This is a genomic window from Roseixanthobacter finlandensis, assembly GCF_043195105.2.
Taxonomy (GTDB): domain Bacteria; phylum Pseudomonadota; class Alphaproteobacteria; order Rhizobiales; family Xanthobacteraceae; genus NCEH01.
This window is the reverse complement of record NZ_CM195536.1, coordinates 4,781,320-4,797,465: the sequence shown is the minus strand read 5'-3', so window position 1 is coordinate 4,797,465 and position 16,146 is coordinate 4,781,320. Positions and strand designations below refer to the sequence as shown.

Below are 16,146 nucleotides of genomic sequence, written 5' to 3'. Positions count from 1 at the left end.
GGCTTTGGCATGTCTGGCGTTCCGATGCTCGGCACTCTCGCCCGGCGCTTCTCGCCTGATGCTCTTCGCCCCGGGCGAAGCGCCCGGTTCAGAACTTGAACACGGAATGGGCGGCATCGCGCGAGGCGATCTTGGCCGCCTTGGCGCGCTCCAGCCGGTCGATCTCTTCGCGTAGCTGCGCGATGCGGACATCGATCTCGTCCACCGAGAGCCGGTCGAGATCCGCCGGGGCGAGCACCGGGGCGGGTTTCGGGGCGATGAGGCGGTCGTCATCCATGGCGCGCACTCCTGGTCGTTGTACCGCTGGCCGCTGCACTGCCGCCTGCTGCGCTGCCGGCCGATAAACGCCGGCGGCGGAACCGAAAGCATCCCGAACACGGGCAGGCCCGCGCGGGATCGTCGGGCGGGATAAAAGCTGCTCGCGCGCGGCGCGTCCATCTTTCCGTTTTTTCCCCGCCCGGCATGGGGTAGTAGGGCGAACCCCGGCGCGCGCGCCGGGCCCCCTTTCCCGTCCCGCACCGTCACGGTCGGGCGCCTGCCGCCCTCTCCCGGAACCGCGCCATGACACGCTCTTCACAGCTTCCCGCCACCATGACCGCCATCAACATCACCGGCCCCGGCGGCCCCGAGGTGCTGGTGCCCGGCGAACGGCCGGTGCCGGTGCCGGGCGCGCGGGAAATTCTGGTGAAGGTCGAAGCCGCCGGCGTGAACCGCCCCGACGTGGTGCAGCGGCGTGGCCTCTACCCCGCCCCTCCCGGTGCCTCCGACATTCCCGGCCTGGAGATCGCAGGCACCGTCGTGGCGCTGGGCGCCGAGGTGACGCGCTTCAAGCTGGGCGATGCGGTGTGCGCGCTCGTCACCGGCGGCGGATATGCGCAATATTGCCTGAGCCACGAGGCGACCGCCTTGCCGGTGCCGCACGGCCTCGACATGGTCCAGGCCGCCGCGCTCCCGGAAACTTTCTTCACCGTGTGGAGCAATGTGTTCGACCGCGCCGGCCTCAAGCGCGGCGAGACGCTGTTGGTGCACGGAGGTACCGGCGGCATCGGCACCACGGCGATCCAACTCGGCAAGGCGTTCGGCGCCACCGTCATCACCACCGCCGGCTCGCCGGAGAAGTGCACGGCCTGCCTCAAGCTCGGCGCCGACCTCGCGATCGACTACAAGACCCAGGATTTCGTCGCCGAGGTGAAGAGCGCCACCGGCGGCAAGGGCGCGAACGTCATCCTCGACGTGGTGGGCGGCGCCTATATCCAGCGCAATTACGAAGCGGCGGCGGTGGAGGGGCGGATCGTGCAGATCGCCTTCCAGGACGGCTCGAAGGTGAACGTCGACTTCATGCGCCTGATGCTCAAGCGCCTGACGCACACCGGCTCCACCTTGCGCGCGCGCCCGGTGGCGGACAAGGAAGCCATCGCCAACGCCTTGACCCAGCATGTGATTCCCTTAATCTCGGCGGGCACGGTGCGGCCGCTGATCGATTGCGCCTTCCCCTTGGAGAAGGCGAATGAAGCGCACGCGCGCATGGACACCAGCGCGCATATCGGCAAAATCATGCTGATCGTCGCGTGAACGGCCAGCGCCCGTGCATGATGCGCCGCAACAGGCACAGCGTCGGCTATGCCTTGCTCGCGCCGCATCGGAGCGCTAGTCATGCGCGTTCGGCCCGGCTGAAAGCCGGGTGCGGAGGGTTGCCGTTGCGTTCTACCATTGTCTTTTGCATCGCACTGTTGGCGGTTCTCGGGCTCGGTGCGCCGGCGGCGCGCGCCGTCGAGACCATCGCCGTCCGCCTCGATGCCAAGGTGACGGACCTGCTGCCCGCGGTCGAACGCCAGCACACCGATAATGATCGCATCCAATTGTCCACCGCTCCAGGCGCCGACGGGGTGGTGCGGCGCATCGAGGTGCGCACCACCGACGGTCGGCCGCAGGGCAATTGGGTCACCTTCGCGCTCGCCAATAATACCGACGAGCAGGTGGACCGGCTGATCGTCGCACCGTTCTATCGCATGGTGGGTTCCGGCCTGTTCTGGCCCGATCTCGGCAACCGGCGCATCCTGTCGCTTACGCCCAGCCAGGGCTTCAAGCCCGAGCGCCAGGCCGCCCCCGATGCCGACGTCTTCGCCGTCACGCTCGATCCCGGCTCCACCGTCACCTTCGTCGCCGAACTGACCGGGCCGAACCTGCCCCAGCTCTATTTGTGGGAACCCAACGCCTACAAGGACAAGGTCAACAGCTTCACCCTGTACCATGGCATCGTGATCGGCATCGCGGGCCTGCTGGCGCTGTTCCTCACCATTCTGTTCGTGGTGAAGGGCTCGGTGATGTTCCCCGCCGCCGCCGCGCTGGCGTGGGCGGTGCTGGGCTATATCGGGCTTGATTTCTCCTTCTGGTCCAAGGTGTTCGGCCTCTCCCCCATCGCCGAGCAATTCTGGCGCGCGGCCGGTGAGGCGATCCTGACCGCCACCTTGCTGGTGTTCCTGTTCGCCTATCTCAACCTCAACCGCTGGCACGTGCGCTATATGCATGTGGCCGCCGGCTGGCTGGTGTTCCTCGCCGCTTTGGTGGCGGTGGCACTGGCCGATGCGCCCATGGCCGCCGGCATCGCCCGCCTCTCGCTGCTGGCGGTGGCCGTGGCCGGGCTCGGCGTGGTCATCTGGCTCTCCCAGCACGGCTATGACCGCGCGGTGCTGATCATCCCCACCTGGCTGCTGCTGGTGGTGTGGGTGGTGATGGCCGGCCTCACGGTGGGCGGTCTCGTCACCAATGATCTCGTCGCCCCCGCTCTGTCCGGCGGCCTGGTGCTGATCGTCATGCTGATCGGCTTCACGGTGATGCAGCACGCCTTCGCCGGCCTCGGCGCGGTGCAGGGCTCGACCTCGGATCTCGAGCGGCGCGCGCTGGCGCTGGCGGGTTCCGGCTATATCGTGTGGGACTGGGACGTGGACAGCGACCGCATCTACACCTCGCCCGAGGCGGAGGAGGCGCTGGGCCTGAAGCGCCGCTCGCTGGAGACCGAGGCCGCCGGCTGGCTGGAGGTGCTGCACCCCGCCGACCGCGACCGCTTCCGCGCCACCCTCGACGGCATTATCGAGCAGCGGCGCGGCCGCATCGACCAGGATTTCCGCCTGCGCGCCATCGACGGCCATTACATGACCTTCAACCTGCGCGCTCGCCCGGTGGTGGGCGCGGACGGCGAGGTGGTGCGGTGCATCGGCACGCTGATCGACGTCACCGGCGAGCGCATCGCCGCCGAACGCCTGCTGCACGATGCGGTGCGCGACAATCTCACCGGCCTGCCCAATCGCGAATTGTTCCTCGACCGGCTGGACCAGGCGCTCACCTTCGCCAAGATGGACGAGAGCCTGAAGCCGACCGTGATGGTCATCGACCTCGACCGCTTCAAGCAGGTGAACGTCTCGGTGGGCATGGGGGTGGGTGATTCCATCCTGCTCACCGTCGCCCGCCGCCTCATGCGGCTGCTGAAGCCGCAGGATACGCTGGCGCGCATCTCCGGCGACCAGTTCGGCATGATCCTCATGTCCGAGCGCGATCCCGAGCGCATCACCACTTTCGCCGACACCATGCGCCGCTCGCTGCGCGCGCCCATCACCTTCGCCGAGAAGGAGGTGTTCATCACCGCCTCCATCGGCCTTGTCCTGCCCGGCCAGGAGCAGAGCAAGCGCAGCGAGGTGCTGAAGGACGCGGAACTCGCCATGTATTACGCCAAGCGCATCGGCGGCGACCGCATTGAGGTGTTCCGCCCGGCCATGCGCCAGCAGAAGATCGACCACGTCTCGCTGGAAGGCGAATTGCGCCACGCGCTGGAGCGCAATCAGATCTTCATGCGCTACCAGCCGATCGTGCGCATGCACGACCGCGCCATCGGCGGGTTCGAGGCCTTCATGCGCTGGCGCCATCCGACCCTCGGGGAAATGGCCGCCTCCGATTTCCTGCCGGTGGCGGAGGAAAGCGGGCTGATCCTCGATCTCGGCCTGTTCGCGCTGGAACATGCGGCGCGCCAGCTCGGCCAATGGCAGCGCCTGGTGCGGGTGGATCCGCCTTTGTTCATGCATGTGAACGTCTCGTCCCGCCAATTGCTGCGGCACGATCTGATCCAGGATCTGAAGGCGGTGCTGGCGCGCAATGCGGTGGCGCCGGGCTCGCTCAAGCTGGAAGTCACCGAGAGCCTGGTGATGGAAAACCCGGAATATGCCGCGGTGATGCTGGCCCGCATCCGGGAGCTGGGCGCCGGCCTGTGCCTGGACGATTTCGGTACCGGCCAGTCGGCGCTCGCCTATCTCCAGCGCTTTCCGTTCGACACCATCAAGATCGACCAGCGCTTCGTGCGCGACAGCGCCAAGGGCGCGGCACGCGCGGCGCGGCCGATCATCGTCGGCTCCATCGTGTCCCTCGCCCATCAATTGGGCATGGAAGTGGTGGCCGAGAGCCTGGAGCGCGAGGCCGAGGCCACAGAGATGGGCCGCTTCGGCTGTGAATACGCGCAGGGCGTCCTGTTCGGCGAGCCGCTGACCACGGAGGAGTGCCGCGCCCTGTTCGAGCCCTCCACCCCCAAGGACCGGCGCCGCGCGGCGGCCGGCTGAGGCGGGCGTTCAGGGCCTCGCGTTCGGGCTGTAGCATTCCGGCCTCGGCGCCTCCCGAGCGGCGATCCCAATCTGTCCCGTTCCACACCCGTGAACCGGCCCCTCAGGCGTGGCCCGCCTCGCTGGAGAGCATGCCGGGGTCGATGCCGAGCTTGCGCAGGGCGAGATCATATTTGGTCTCGACGCTCTCGCCGAAGATCAGGTCCGGGTCGGCCGGGCAATGCAGCCAGCCATTGGCCTGGATCTCAGTCTCCAACTGGCCCGGCGCCCATCCGGCATAGCCGAGCGCCAGCACCGCGCTGTGCGGCCCGGTGCCGCCGGCGATGGCTTTCAGGATATCCAGCGTCGCCGTGAGGCAGATGCCGCCGTCGATGGGCAAGGTGGAATTCTCGATGAAATAATCCGAGGAATGCAGCACGAAGCCGCGCCCGGTCTCCACCGGGCCGCCGCGCAGCACCTTCACCGCGCCCGCGCGCTGGGGCAGCAGGATGCGGGCGTCCTCCGGCACCACATCCAATTGCACCAGCAGGTCGGCGAAATTGATATGGGAGGCCGCCTGATTGACGATGATGCCCATCGCCCCTTCATTGGAATGGGCGCAGACATAGATGAGGGCGCGGGAGAAACGCTCGTCCTGCATGGACGGCATGGCAATAAGCATCTGCCCGTCGAGGAAATCCGGCGGGGCGCCGAGGGAAAGGGCCTTGCGATCGACCATCATTCCCACAGCCTAACCCGACCGCCCGGATTTGAAAACGGTGAACCGGAGAGGGATGCAGCCACATTGGCGGGATCGGCGGTCACGTCCTTGTGCCGTCACATGAAAGTGCGCGTTGCCCGTTTGCGCTCGCGGACCCGAGGCTGTAGGCGCACACCATGAGCTTTCCCCGTCCCCGATCGCCGGTGCTGGCCCCGGCCCTCCTGCTTGCCCTGCTTGCCCCGGCGGCGCCGCTGGCGGCGGCCGAAACCCCGTGGAGCCGCGCCCAGAATGCCGACGTGCGCCTGGTTTCCGGCGCGGTGGCGGACGGCGTGCTGGAAGCCGGGATCGAGATCCGCCTTACCCCCGGTTGGAAGACCTATTGGCGCTATCCCGGCGACAGCGGCGTGCCGCCGCGCTTCGACTGGAGCGGCTCGCGCAATGTCGCGGGGGTGGATGTGGCATTCCCCGCGCCCAAGCGCTTCTCGGATGGGGCGAGCGGCTTTTCCATCGGCTACAAGGGCGGCAGCGTGCTGCTGCCGCTGAAGGTGCGGCTCGCCGAGCCGGGACGCGCGACGCGGCTCGACCTGTCGCTGGATTTCGCGGTGTGCGAGGCCCTGTGCGTGCCGGTCCATGCGCAGGCCAGCCTCGATATTCCCGCCGGCGCGGAGGCCCCGAACCCTGCGCTCGCGGCGGCGCGGGCGAAGGTGCCGGCACGTGTGACCCTCGGTGCCGGCCCGGCTCCGGCGCTGGTCTCGGCGCAGGTGATCGAACAGGAAGCCTTGCCCGCGGACGCCACGCCGGGCGAGGCCCGCGCGCCGGCGCCGCTTCTGGTGGTGACGGCGAGCGTCTCCTCCGACAAGGCGGACCTGTTCGTGGAGGGCCCGGACGACAGCTGGGCGCTGCCCGTACCGAGCCGCGCTTTCGGCCCGAACGGGGAAGCCCGCTTCACCCTGGAACTCGACGGCCTGCCCTCCGGGGAATCCTGGGAGGGCAAGCAGGTGCGCCTGACGCTGGTGGATTCCGACAAATCGGTCGAGGCGATGGTCCCGCTCAAGAGGAAATGACGGGGGGAAGGGCCATCGCGCCTTTCCTCGCGCGCAAATCTGCCTATTCTGCGCCGCATTCGGCCCAAGAGCGCCGATCAGTCTGCGGAGAAACCACCCATGGCAATCCAAGTCGGCGATACCCTGCCCGCGGCGACCTTCCGCGTTTCCACGGAAGACGGCCCGGTGCCCAAGACCACCGATGACGTCTTCAAGGGCAAGCGCGTTGTTCTGTTCGCCGTTCCCGGCGCTTTCACGCCCACCTGCCACAAGAATCATCTTCCGGGCTATGTGTCGCGCGCCGATGAGATCAAGGCGAAGGGCGTCGATACCATTGCCGTCGTGTCCGTCAACGATCCGTTCGTCATGGGCGCGTGGGAGAAAGCCTCCGGCGCGGACGGAAAGATCGTGTTCCTGTCCGACGGCAACGGCGAGTTCTCGCAGGCGCTGGACCTGACCTTCGACGGCTCCATGGCCGGCCTCGGGGTGCGCTCCAAGCGCTATTCCATGCTGGTGGAAGACGGCGTCGTGAAGTCCCTGAACGTCGAGGACGTACCCTCCAAGGCGGACGTCTCCTCGGCGCAGGCAATGCTGGGCCAGATCTGAGGGTTTTTGCCTCAGCTTTGCTGAAGCCAGTCCCGCTGAAGCCAGCCCTCCGGTGCATCCGGGGGGCTTTTTTCTGGCCGGCTTTATGCGCCGTCCGTCAGGCGATGATGTCGGGAAAAAGCTCGTCTTCCAGGTGGGAGATTCGGTCCTTCAGCTGGAGCTTGCGCTTCTTCAGCCGTTGAATTTGCAGGATATCCGAGCCGGTCACCGCGGTGAGCGCGTCGATGGCGGCATCCAGGTCCCGATGCTCCTGCCGCAGGCGCTCCAGCAGCAATCTCAGCTCCCGTTCCTCGTCACTGGTCATGCCATATCCGTCGCGGTCCGAGCTGCCTTCTCTCGCATACCGCACCGCCTCCCCAAGCCGCAAGCCGCACGGCGCCGCAGGCTGGAATGGGTGCAAAAATAGCCCTTGGACTCTTTGCCGCCTCCATGACAGACTGTCCTTCGTTGTAGACAGGGAGACGAAACGCATGTCCGTCCAGTCGCACCTCGAAGAGCTGAAGCGTCGCCACGCAGCCCTTCAGATGGCCATACAACACGAACTCAACCACGCCTCCACGGACCCGCTCAAGGTGGTTGAACTCAAGCGCCGCAAGCTCCTGCTGAAGGATCAGATCGCCCGCCTGCGCGGCGAAGCGACGGTGCATTAAGCGAAAATCAAGCGGAGGTCCCGGTTCCGGCGCAGAGTGGCCGGCCGGACGCACACTCCGCCGTGTTCCGGGCGTGTATGTTCCGGGCGTCCCTTGGCGTCTTTGCCGGCGCGGATGGGTTCCATCCGCCGACAAAACCCACTAAGCCGACGCCATGGCTCCACCGCTGATTTCGCTTCAAGACGTCCATCTGCGCTTCGGCGCCACCCCCTTGCTCGACGGCGCGGAAATCTCCGTGTCGCCGGGCGAAAGGCTGTGCCTCGTCGGGCGCAACGGGTCGGGAAAATCGACCCTGCTGAAGGTGGCCGCCGGCCTGATCGAGGCCGACGCCGCCGTTCGCTTCTTCCAGCCGGGCGCGACCGTGCGCTACCTGCCGCAGGAGCCGGATTTTTCCGGCTTCGCGACCACGCTCGCCTATGTGGAAGCCGGCCTCGGGCCGGGCGACGAGGATTATCGCGCCCAATATCTGCTCGATCAGCTCGGCCTCACCGGCAATGAGGATCCGGCCCACCTCTCCGGCGGCGAGGCGCGCCGGGCCGCTTTGGCGCGCGTGATCGCGCCCGAGCCGGACGTGCTGCTGCTGGACGAGCCCACCAACCATTTGGACTTGCCCGCCATCGAATGGCTGGAAGGCGAGCTGAAATCCCTGCGGTCCGCGCTCGTGGTCATCAGCCATGACCGGCGGTTCCTGCAGAATCTCTCGCGCGCCACCATCTGGCTGGACCGCGGCACCACCCGCCGGCTGGACCAGGGCTTTTCCGGTTTCGAGGCCTGGCGCGACCAGGTGCTGGAGCAGGAGGAGACCGACCGCCACAAGCTCGACCGCAAGATCGTGGCCGAGCAGGATTGGCTGCGCTATGGCGTCACCGCACGCCGCAAGCGCAATGTGCGCCGCCTCGGCCTGCTGCAATCCATGCGCACCGACCGGCGCGACGAGCGCCGCGCTCAAGGCAATGTGAAGATCACCGTGACCGAGGCGGAAACCTCCGGCAAGCTGGTGATCGAGGCCAAGGGCATTTCCAAATCCTATGACGGCGCGCCCATCGTCACGGATTTCTCCACCCGCATCGTGCGCGGCGACCGGATCGGCATCGTCGGCCCGAACGGCGCCGGCAAGACCACGCTGCTGAAGATGCTCACCGGCGAGCTCAAGCCGGACAGCGGCACGGTGCGCCTCGGCGCGAACCTGGAAATCGCCTCGCTCGACCAGAAGCGCGCGGCGCTCGACCCCAACACCACCTTGCGCGACGCACTCACCGGCGGCGGCAGCGACCAGGTGCTGGTGGGCGGCGTGCCCAAGCATGTGATGGGCTATCTCAAGGACTTCCTGTTCACGCCCGACCAGGCAAACTCACCCTTGTCGGTGCTGTCGGGCGGCGAGCGGGGGCGGCTCATGCTGGCGCGCGCGCTCGCCCTGCCGTCCAACATGCTGATCCTCGACGAGCCCACCAACGATTTGGATCTCGAAACCCTCGACCTGCTGCAGGAAATGGTGGCGGATTATCCCGGCACCGTGATCCTGGTCAGCCATGATCGTGACTTCCTGGACCGCACCGTCACCAGCGTGATCGCGGCGGAAGGGGCGGGCGTGTTCAGCGAATATGCTGGCGGCTATGCCGACATGGTGAACCAGCGCGGCCACGGCGTTCAGGCGAAGGAAAAGCGCGGCGAGAGCGCCGCGCCCGCGAAGGCTTCGGGAAAAGCCGCGCCCAAGGCCGTCGCGGCCGACGAGGGCAAGAAGCGCCGCCTGACCTTCCACGAGAAGCATGCGCTCCAGACCTTGCCCAAGACCTTGGAGAAGCTGCGCAACGAGGCGGACAAGCTGGGCGGTGTCCTGTCCGATCCGGTGCTGTACGAGCGCGATCCCGGCTCGTTCGAACGCACCTCGGCCGCGCTCGCCAAGGTGCAGAAGGAATTGGACGCGGCGGAGGAAGAATGGCTGCGTCTGGAAATCCTGCGCGAGGAAATCGGAGGCTGAGCCTCCGCCCCGCGCAGGGGACGCCTCAGGCCGCCTTCAGGGTTTTTTCCACATAGCGGCTTTCCTGGGTGCGCCCGCCATAGCCATAGGCATCCGCCTTCACCTCGCGCACCAGGATATAGCTTTCCAGGTGCAGGGGGCCGAGCAGATCGCCCATGGCGGCGAACACGGCGGCGATATAGGCCGCCTTCTCATCCTTGGTATTGGTGCCGTCCACCACCGCGATATCGAGCCAGAAGCTGGCAAGGCCGGCGTCCGCGAGGCTCCGCCCGCCGACGAACCACAATCCGGCATCGAGGAAATCCACCGCCACCGAGGTGAGGGCGGGATCCTTGCGCAGGATTTTCGCGGTGAGGGCGGAGAGGGTGGACGCGGCCTTTGCAGCCTTTGCGGCATCGCTGGGGCCGGAGAGCTTCAGTTGAAGAATGGGCATGGGGTCGGGTCTCCGTGAGGGATGAGAAGACCCTAGCGCCGCATATTATTTGAGAAAAATTGATTTATCATCCATGATGATTTCGATATTCTCATAATATGACGCGCACTCTCGATCTCGACCTGGTCCGGACCTTCGTTGCGGTCGCCACCCTCGGCTCGGTCTCGGCCGCCAGCGTGCGGGTCGGGCGTTCGCAATCCGCCGTGAGCCTGCAGATGGACCGGCTCTCCGACATGCTGGGCTTCGCCGTATTGGAGCGGCGCGGTCGCGGTGTCGCGCTTACGCCGCGCGGTGCCGCGTTCCTCGACGATGCGCGCGCGCTGCTGGATCTCAACGACCGCGTGCTCGGCCATCATGCGGCCGGCGCGGCCTGCGAGCCGGTGCGTCTCGGCTTTGTCCAGGATGTGGGGGAGGGGGCGTTGCAGCGCATTCTGGCGCGCGTCTCCGCTTTGGTGCCCGGCGCGCCGCTGACCGTGCAGGTGGCCTCCACCGGGCGCCTCATGGCGGGGCTGAAGGCGGGCAGCCTTGATCTTGCCGCGGGGTTTCGCGGCGAAAGCGATCTTCCGGTTCTGGATCTGTCGCGCGAGCCCATGGAATGGCTCGGCGCGCGCGACCTGCGCCTTCCCGCCGACGCGCCGGTGCCGCTCCTGGTGTTCGAGGCCCCGTGTGTGTTCCGGGATGCCGCGATTTCCGCCCTCAACGCGGCGGGGCAGGCATTCCGCATCGCCTTTACGAGCCCCAGCCTGCCGGGCCTGCTCGCGGCGGTCGGCGCGGGGGTCGGGGTGACGGTGCGCACGGCCCGCGCGCGGCGGGCCGATATGGTGACGGTGACCGGGCTCGGCACGGCGGTGCTGCCGTGCGTGGATTTCGCGCTCTATGGCCGGGCCGAGAGCCTGTCTCCCGCATTGGTGCTGGCGCGGGAGGTGATGCGCGAGGAATTGCAGCGCGAGCGGACGCTGTTCGCGGCCGCCTGAGCCGCGCTGCGTCTCTTCAGGCGGTCAGTGCTGATGCTCCATGCTGCCCATGCCGCCGCCGGTGGGTGCACCGGCGCCGATGCCGCGCACGGCGAACACCACGTCCACCGTGCCGGCCTTCTCAAAGGTCAGCGTGCCCTTCACGCTCTCGCCTTCCTTCAGCGGCTGCTTGAGATCCATCAGCATGATGTGGAAGCCGCCGGGTGCGAGCATCACGCTGGCGCCGGGGGCGATGTCCAGGCCGCCGGACACCGGCCGCATGGTCATGACGCCATTGTTCATCGCCATCTCATGCACCTCGAACCGGCCCGCCTGCTCGAACGTTCCGCCGATCAGCTTGTCGGGCAGGGTGCCGGTATTGGTGATTTTCACATAGCCGCCGGCCACCTTGGCGCCGCCGGGCGTCGCGCGGGCCCAGGGCTGCTCGATGGTCAGGGTCCCGGCCTTGAAGGTGGCGGGGGTGGCGGCCGGCATGGCGGCGGCAAGCTTCAGTGCCGGCGCGGGGTATTCGGGGCGCGGGCCGCCCTGCTGGGGAATCTGCGCCCAATCCGTCGAGGCGCCCTCGCAGCTTTGCAAGACCGGGAAATAGAGCGTGGTCGCCTGCGCCTGGGGGGCGAGATAGGCGATGAAGACGAACTCGTCATAATAGGCATTGGGCAGGTTGCCGCCGGACCAGGTGATGGTCTTCACCCCCTCCTTCACCGCCTTGCCATGCATCACATCATAGGTCTTCTCGTAAGGCCCCTTCTCCAGGGCGAGGGTCCAGCCGGCCTTGGGCTGCGGCTTCACCGACAGCACGCCCTCGGGAATGGTGACCTTGATGGCGGTGGTGGCGGCCTCGCCGCAGCCGTGCGGCACCTTCAGCACGCCCTTGTACGAGGTGCCGGAGGTGGCCTGGCCCTCGGCCAAAGTCACATGGGCGAAGGTCGGGCTGGCGAAGGTCACGAGAAGAGCGGCGGCAAGGCCGAGCGGCGCGGTGCGCGCGAACGAAATGGACATGGAACGTCTCCGAACGGGTTTGAGATTCTGCGGGCAGGCTCAAACGGCGCGGGGAGGTCCTCGGGCGTGGAACGGGCGGGAGGCATGGCGCGCGGGGCTGGCGGCCGGCCGCTCGGCAAACACGATGGCGGTGATGCGCGGGGCCGGCTCCAGGCGCGCGACCGCCCCGTCCGGCGCCAGCGGCGACAGGGGCGTGGCAAGGCAGCCGAGCACGCAGCACAGATCCATGTGCGGCGCCCCGGGCGGCGGGGAATCGGTGTCGGTCGCGGCGCGCCCGGCGCAGGTGGCGGCCCAAGGATCGCCCCAAGGATCGGCCAGGTTGGCGGTGGCATGCTGCGCCATCGCCGCCGCCGACAGCACCATCTGGAGCAGCAGCGCATAGGCAAGCGCGAGGCGGAGCAGCCACCCCGTCTTTGTCGATCTTGCGCTGCCGGACCCGCTCATGCGCCTGCCATAGGCCGCGCCGCGCGCGCCCGCAAGCACGCCCGCAAGTGCGCGCTTGGGTGGAAGGCTGGCCGCGCGGGAAAAAGGGTGGCAGTTTGCGGCCTCGGGGTGGAGGGACGCGCGCATGGTATTCTGGGTTCCCCTGATGTCATGGGGCCTTGCCCTCGTGCTCGCCGCCTTCGCGGTCGCGCGGGCTCCGCGTCCCTTGCCGCCCGGTTTCGTCGCGGATCGGCTGTTGCGCTATCTCTTCCTGGTGCCGCTCGGGCTGATGGGGCTGTGGGCCTTCATGGGCCATGTGTTCTTCGCGGCGGAGTCGGCGCGCGCCATCGGCTGGGCCACGAGCCCGTTCCAGTTCGAGGTCGGCATGGCCAATCTCGGCATGGGCGTCGCCGGCGTGATCGCGGCCTTTTATGGAAACTGGGGCTTTCGCCTCGGCGTCGCGGTGGTGGCCGCAGGCTTCCTCGGCGGGGCGGCGGTGGGGCATGTGGTACAGATTGCCGAGACCGGGAACCTTGCGGCGGGAAATGCCGGCCCCATTCTCTATACGGACATTCTCACGCCCCTCACCCTCCTGGTGCTGCTGGCGCTCACCCGCCGCACCGCGCGCGGCTGAGCCCGGCCTCCGGGCACAGCGAGCCGCCCCATGACCGAAGATGCCGAGCGCAACCGCTTTTCCGCCCGCGCCGCCCGCTACGCACGGGTCGGCGCCAATGTGGGGGGCGTCGCGGCGCGCATGGCGGGCACGCGGCTGTTCGGGCTCGACAAGGGGGGCGAGGGCAATGCGGCGGCGCTCGCGGCGGCGCTGGGCGGGCTGAAGGGGCCGCTGATGAAGGTGGCGCAGCTCATGTCCACCATTCCCGACGTGCTGCCGCCCGAATATGCCGCCGAGCTTCAGAAACTGCAGAACGACGCCCCGCCCATGGGCTGGGCCTTCGTGCGCCGCCGCATGATGGCGGAGCTGGGGCGCGACTGGGAGGCGCGCTTTGCCTCTTTCGAGCACAAGCCGGCCGCCGCCGCCTCCCTCGGGCAGGTGCATCGCGCGGTGGCGCTCGACGGCGAGGAATTGGCCTGCAAGCTGCAATATCCCGACATGCAGGCGGCGGTGGAAGCCGACTTGAGCCAGCTCGATCTTCTGTTCTCGCTCCATCGCCGCATGGACCCCGCCATCGACACCCGCGAGATTGCCGGGGAGATCGGCGCGCGGGTGCGCGAGGAGCTGGATTATCGCCGGGAGGCCAAGCACGCCGCGCTTTATGCCCTGATGCTGGAGGGGCAGGACCATGTGCGCGTGCCGAGCGTGCGCAACGATCTCTCCACCGGGCGTCTTCTGACCCTGCATTGGCTGGAGGGGCAAAAGATCCTCGGCTTCACCGAGCATGCGCTGGAAGAGCGCAATCAATTGGCGCGCGCCATGTTCACCGCCTGGTGGCTGCCGTTCAGCCGGTTCGGGGTGATCCACGGCGACCCGCATCTCGGCAATTATACGGTCTTTACCGATGAGGCCGGCACGCCGGGCGGCATCAATCTGCTGGATTATGGCTGCGTCCGCATCTTTCCCCCGGCCTTCGTGGCGGGGGTGATGGATCTCTATCGCGGCCTGCTGGCGAACGATGAGGCGCGGGTGGTGCACGCTTATGAGACCTGGGGCTTCAAGGGCCTCAAGCGGGAATTGATCGACGTGCTGAACATCTGGGCACGCTTCATTTATGGGCCGCTCATGGACGACCGGGTCCGCACCATCGCCGATGGCGTGGCGCCGGGCGAATATGGGCGGCGCGAGGCGTTCCGCGTGCACACGGCGCTGAAGCAGCTCGGGCCGGTGACGGTGCCGCGCGAATTCGTGTTCATGGATCGCGCGGCCATCGGCCTCGGCGCGGTGTTCCTGCACCTGAAGGCCGAGCTGAACTTCCATCGCCTGTTCGAAGAGGCGATGGCCGATTTCAGCCTGGACGGCGTCGCGTCGCGCCAAGCTGCGGCGCTGGCGCAAGTCGGGCTGGATTAGGAGGACCGGCTTAAACGGGTTTCAATTGGCCGGCGGCGCGGTGCGCGAGAGGACCGAGGCGGTTCCGGCGGAAACGCCATCGCCCGGCGTCGCCGTTCCCGCGCCCGTCGGGCCCTGGGGCGGCACCGCGGGCAAGGCGGGAATCGGCGTGTTCGCGGCGGTCTGCGGCTTGCTCGCGGCCGGCGCTTGAGCCGGAGCCGGCTGGCCGACCACCGGAGCCGACATGCTGGGCGTCGGCGAGGCGAGGCCGGGCGTTCCAGCCTTCGGCGCATTGGCGCCATCGGACGGCGCCACGGCCAGGGCGCCGGGATTTTCTGCCGTATCGGGGGCATCGTCATCGGCCGCGCCGTTGTTTGCCACGCCGTTGTCTGCCGCGCCGTCGTCGGCCGGCGGCACGGCGGGCGCCGTGATATCCGGCCCCGAGGTGCTGGCGATTTCGCTATCGGCGGGCCGCGGCTTGGGCAGCGGGGCGCGGGCCACCGGCTGCGCGCGCTGCGGCGGCGCGCCATAGGCGCCTTGTGGCGGGGCTCCGCCATAAGCGCCCTGCGGCGGCGCATCATAAGCCCCCGGGGGAGGTGCGACGCCATAGGCGGGTCCCGGGCCATAGGGACCGCCGGGCGGTCCGAACATGGAGGGATCGGCCGGCTGCACCAATCCGGAATAGGCATCCACCGCGAGGATCAGCGGTCCGCGATCATCCACCGCGTCGATCATATAAGTGCGCCCGCGCAGCACCGGCCGCCCGACCCGGCCATAGCCGAGATTGAGCACGATGGAGCGGATTTCCTGCGGCGGCAGCATCACCGTTCCGGTCACATAGCCCGGCGGCGCGCGATAGACCCGCGGCATCTCGGCCGGGGCGCCATACACCGTTGGCGGATAGGGATAATATTGCGCCCGCGCCGGTTCGCCCGCGAGCGTCGCCGCGCCGCCGACAAGGGCCAGTAGGCCGAATGTGGAGCGCCGCTTGGCGCTGGAAGGGAAGCAAAAGGGCATGGGTCTTCTGCCGAAAGTCTGCATATGCGCACCAAGCCCGCTCAATGAGGCACCGTTAGGACCATATGCGGGCGCAAGCGTGCGCGAGGCTTGCCGAATGTTTCCGGCCCTGCACGGCCTCCAGAGCACGCGCCCCGCAGGCCTCACATCAGCCGCAGCCCCTTCAGGCTGGCATGGCCATCGCGCCCGACGATGATGTGGTCGTGCACGTCGATGCCGAGCGGCTTGGCGATGTCGATGATCTTGCGCGTCATGTCGATGTCGGCGCGCGAGGGGGTGGGATCGCCCGAAGGGTGGTTGTGGACCACTCTAGCTTATAAATTATGTATTTGAAAATGTTATGCAATTTTGAAACTCTAAATCCGCTGGGGTAGGTTTTTGGGATCGGAGGTTTTGCCGACCCCTCCATCTATCATCGTTGATCCCCCCCTCTCATTCCGAGTCGTTTTGACGCACGGCACTTCACGATATTCGTCTGATCCCAAATCTCAAGTTGGTTGACCGGATAGAGAACCGACTTGCCCACCTTCACGTAAGCGGGACCAATTCTCATGGATCGCCAGTTTCGCAGTGTACCAATGCTAACTGTGCCTCGATAGCGTTCAGCGACCTCTTCGGGTGTGAGATACGTCTGATCGATCATGTTGAATGTCCTCCATTAACGTGTTGACACATTAATGAACACTCGGTCACGTCCGCCAGGGAAGGGGGTAAATG

17 protein-coding genes and 1 pseudogene are annotated in these 16,146 nt (G+C 67.5%); 9 read left to right on the top strand and 9 right to left on the bottom strand.

Annotation, left to right across the window (positions count from 1 at the left end):
- Positions 1-88 precede the first annotated feature (88 nt).
- The gene (locus V5G24_RS22410) at positions 89-277 is read right to left on the bottom strand and encodes a DUF1192 domain-containing protein (protein ID WP_394083109.1); all 189 of its coding nucleotides are present in this window, start codon (positions 275-277) and stop codon (positions 89-91) included.
- Between the two features lie 284 nt (positions 278-561).
- Between V5G24_RS22410 and V5G24_RS22405 the strand changes: the two genes are divergently transcribed.
- Positions 562-1,572 (top strand): NAD(P)H-quinone oxidoreductase, encoded by a 1,011-nt coding sequence (locus V5G24_RS22405; RefSeq protein ID WP_394083111.1) that lies wholly within the window; start codon positions 562-564, stop codon positions 1,570-1,572.
- 20 nt (positions 1,573-1,592) lie between these two features.
- Positions 1,593-4,604 carry an EAL domain-containing protein gene (locus tag V5G24_RS22400; protein WP_394083843.1) on the top strand — a complete coding sequence of 1,004 codons (3,012 nt, stop codon included), beginning with the start codon at positions 1,593-1,595 and terminating at the stop codon, positions 4,602-4,604.
- Positions 4,605-4,707: 103 nt separating this feature from the next.
- Here the strand turns inward: V5G24_RS22400 and V5G24_RS22395 are convergent, their stop codons facing one another.
- Positions 4,708-5,325: a YqgE/AlgH family protein gene (locus V5G24_RS22395; RefSeq protein WP_394083113.1), complete on the bottom strand. Its 618-nt coding sequence runs from the start codon at positions 5,323-5,325 to the stop codon at positions 4,708-4,710.
- A 155-nt stretch (positions 5,326-5,480) separates the two neighbouring features.
- Here V5G24_RS22395 and V5G24_RS22390 point away from each other — a divergent pair, with 155 nt between their 5' ends.
- A complete protein-coding gene (locus V5G24_RS22390; RefSeq protein ID WP_394083115.1) occupies positions 5,481-6,368 on the top strand; it encodes a protein-disulfide reductase DsbD domain-containing protein in 888 nt (295 codons plus the stop codon).
- A 99-nt stretch (positions 6,369-6,467) separates the two neighbouring features.
- The gene (locus V5G24_RS22385) at positions 6,468-6,953 is read left to right on the top strand and encodes a peroxiredoxin (RefSeq protein WP_394083117.1); all 486 of its coding nucleotides are present in this window, start codon (positions 6,468-6,470) and stop codon (positions 6,951-6,953) included.
- A 97-nt stretch (positions 6,954-7,050) separates the two neighbouring features.
- Here the strand turns inward: V5G24_RS22385 and V5G24_RS22380 are convergent, their stop codons facing one another.
- A complete protein-coding gene (locus V5G24_RS22380; protein ID WP_394046331.1) occupies positions 7,051-7,257 on the bottom strand; it encodes a YdcH family protein in 207 nt (68 codons plus the stop codon).
- Between the two features lie 166 nt (positions 7,258-7,423).
- On the opposite strand from V5G24_RS22380, the gene V5G24_RS22375 reads away from it, so the two are divergent.
- Both V5G24_RS22375 and V5G24_RS22370 read left to right on the top strand, forming a co-directional pair.
- Entirely contained in the window at positions 7,424-7,603 is a 180-nt protein-coding gene (locus tag V5G24_RS22375) for a YdcH family protein (RefSeq protein WP_348845509.1), read from the top strand.
- 154 nt (positions 7,604-7,757) lie between these two features.
- A complete protein-coding gene (locus tag V5G24_RS22370) occupies positions 7,758-9,581 on the top strand; it encodes an ABC-F family ATP-binding cassette domain-containing protein (RefSeq protein ID WP_394083119.1) in 1,824 nt (607 codons plus the stop codon).
- A 25-nt stretch (positions 9,582-9,606) separates the two neighbouring features.
- On the opposite strand, the gene V5G24_RS22365 is transcribed toward V5G24_RS22370, so the two are convergent.
- On the bottom strand, positions 9,607-10,014 hold the full coding sequence (locus V5G24_RS22365; protein WP_394083121.1) for a tautomerase family protein: 408 nt from the start codon (positions 10,012-10,014) through the stop codon (positions 9,607-9,609).
- A gap of 98 nt (positions 10,015-10,112) precedes the next feature.
- On the opposite strand from V5G24_RS22365, the gene V5G24_RS22360 reads away from it, so the two are divergent.
- A complete protein-coding gene (locus tag V5G24_RS22360; protein WP_394083123.1) occupies positions 10,113-10,988 on the top strand; it encodes a LysR substrate-binding domain-containing protein in 876 nt (291 codons plus the stop codon).
- A gap of 24 nt (positions 10,989-11,012) precedes the next feature.
- Here the strand turns inward: V5G24_RS22360 and V5G24_RS22355 are convergent, their stop codons facing one another.
- Together V5G24_RS22355 and V5G24_RS22350 are read right to left on the bottom strand one after the other, a co-directional pair.
- Positions 11,013-11,987 carry a DUF1775 domain-containing protein gene (locus V5G24_RS22355; RefSeq protein WP_394083125.1) on the bottom strand — a complete coding sequence of 325 codons (975 nt, stop codon included), beginning with the start codon at positions 11,985-11,987 and terminating at the stop codon, positions 11,013-11,015.
- Positions 11,988-12,026: 39 nt separating this feature from the next.
- A complete protein-coding gene (locus tag V5G24_RS22350) occupies positions 12,027-12,557 on the bottom strand; it encodes a hypothetical protein (protein ID WP_394083127.1) in 531 nt (176 codons plus the stop codon).
- Here V5G24_RS22350 and V5G24_RS22345 point away from each other — a divergent pair.
- On the top strand, positions 12,556-13,044 hold the full coding sequence (locus V5G24_RS22345; protein ID WP_394083129.1) for a DUF6790 family protein: 489 nt from the start codon (positions 12,556-12,558) through the stop codon (positions 13,042-13,044). The two genes, V5G24_RS22350 and V5G24_RS22345, sit on opposite strands and share 2 nt — an antisense overlap.
- A 30-nt stretch (positions 13,045-13,074) precedes the next feature.
- Positions 13,075-14,433: an ABC1 kinase family protein gene (locus V5G24_RS22340; RefSeq protein WP_394083131.1), complete on the top strand. Its 1,359-nt coding sequence runs from the start codon at positions 13,075-13,077 to the stop codon at positions 14,431-14,433.
- Between the two features lie 21 nt (positions 14,434-14,454).
- Here V5G24_RS22340 and V5G24_RS22335 read toward each other — a convergent pair whose 3' ends face one another.
- The 3 genes and pseudogenes from V5G24_RS22335 to V5G24_RS22325 all read right to left on the bottom strand — a co-directional run bounded on the left by V5G24_RS22335 (position 14,455) and on the right by V5G24_RS22325 (position 16,072).
- Complete coding sequence (locus V5G24_RS22335) at positions 14,455-15,429, bottom strand: hypothetical protein (RefSeq protein WP_394083133.1); 975 nt, start codon at positions 15,427-15,429, stop codon at positions 14,455-14,457.
- Positions 15,430-15,572: 143 nt separating this feature from the next.
- Positions 15,573-15,737: pseudogene (locus V5G24_RS22330) on the bottom strand (JAB domain-containing protein); the annotation flags it as partial.
- 104 nt (positions 15,738-15,841) lie between these two features.
- Positions 15,842-16,072 (bottom strand): helix-turn-helix domain-containing protein, encoded by a 231-nt coding sequence (locus V5G24_RS22325; protein ID WP_394083135.1) that lies wholly within the window; start codon positions 16,070-16,072, stop codon positions 15,842-15,844.
- Between the last annotated feature and the right edge of the window lie 74 nt (positions 16,073-16,146).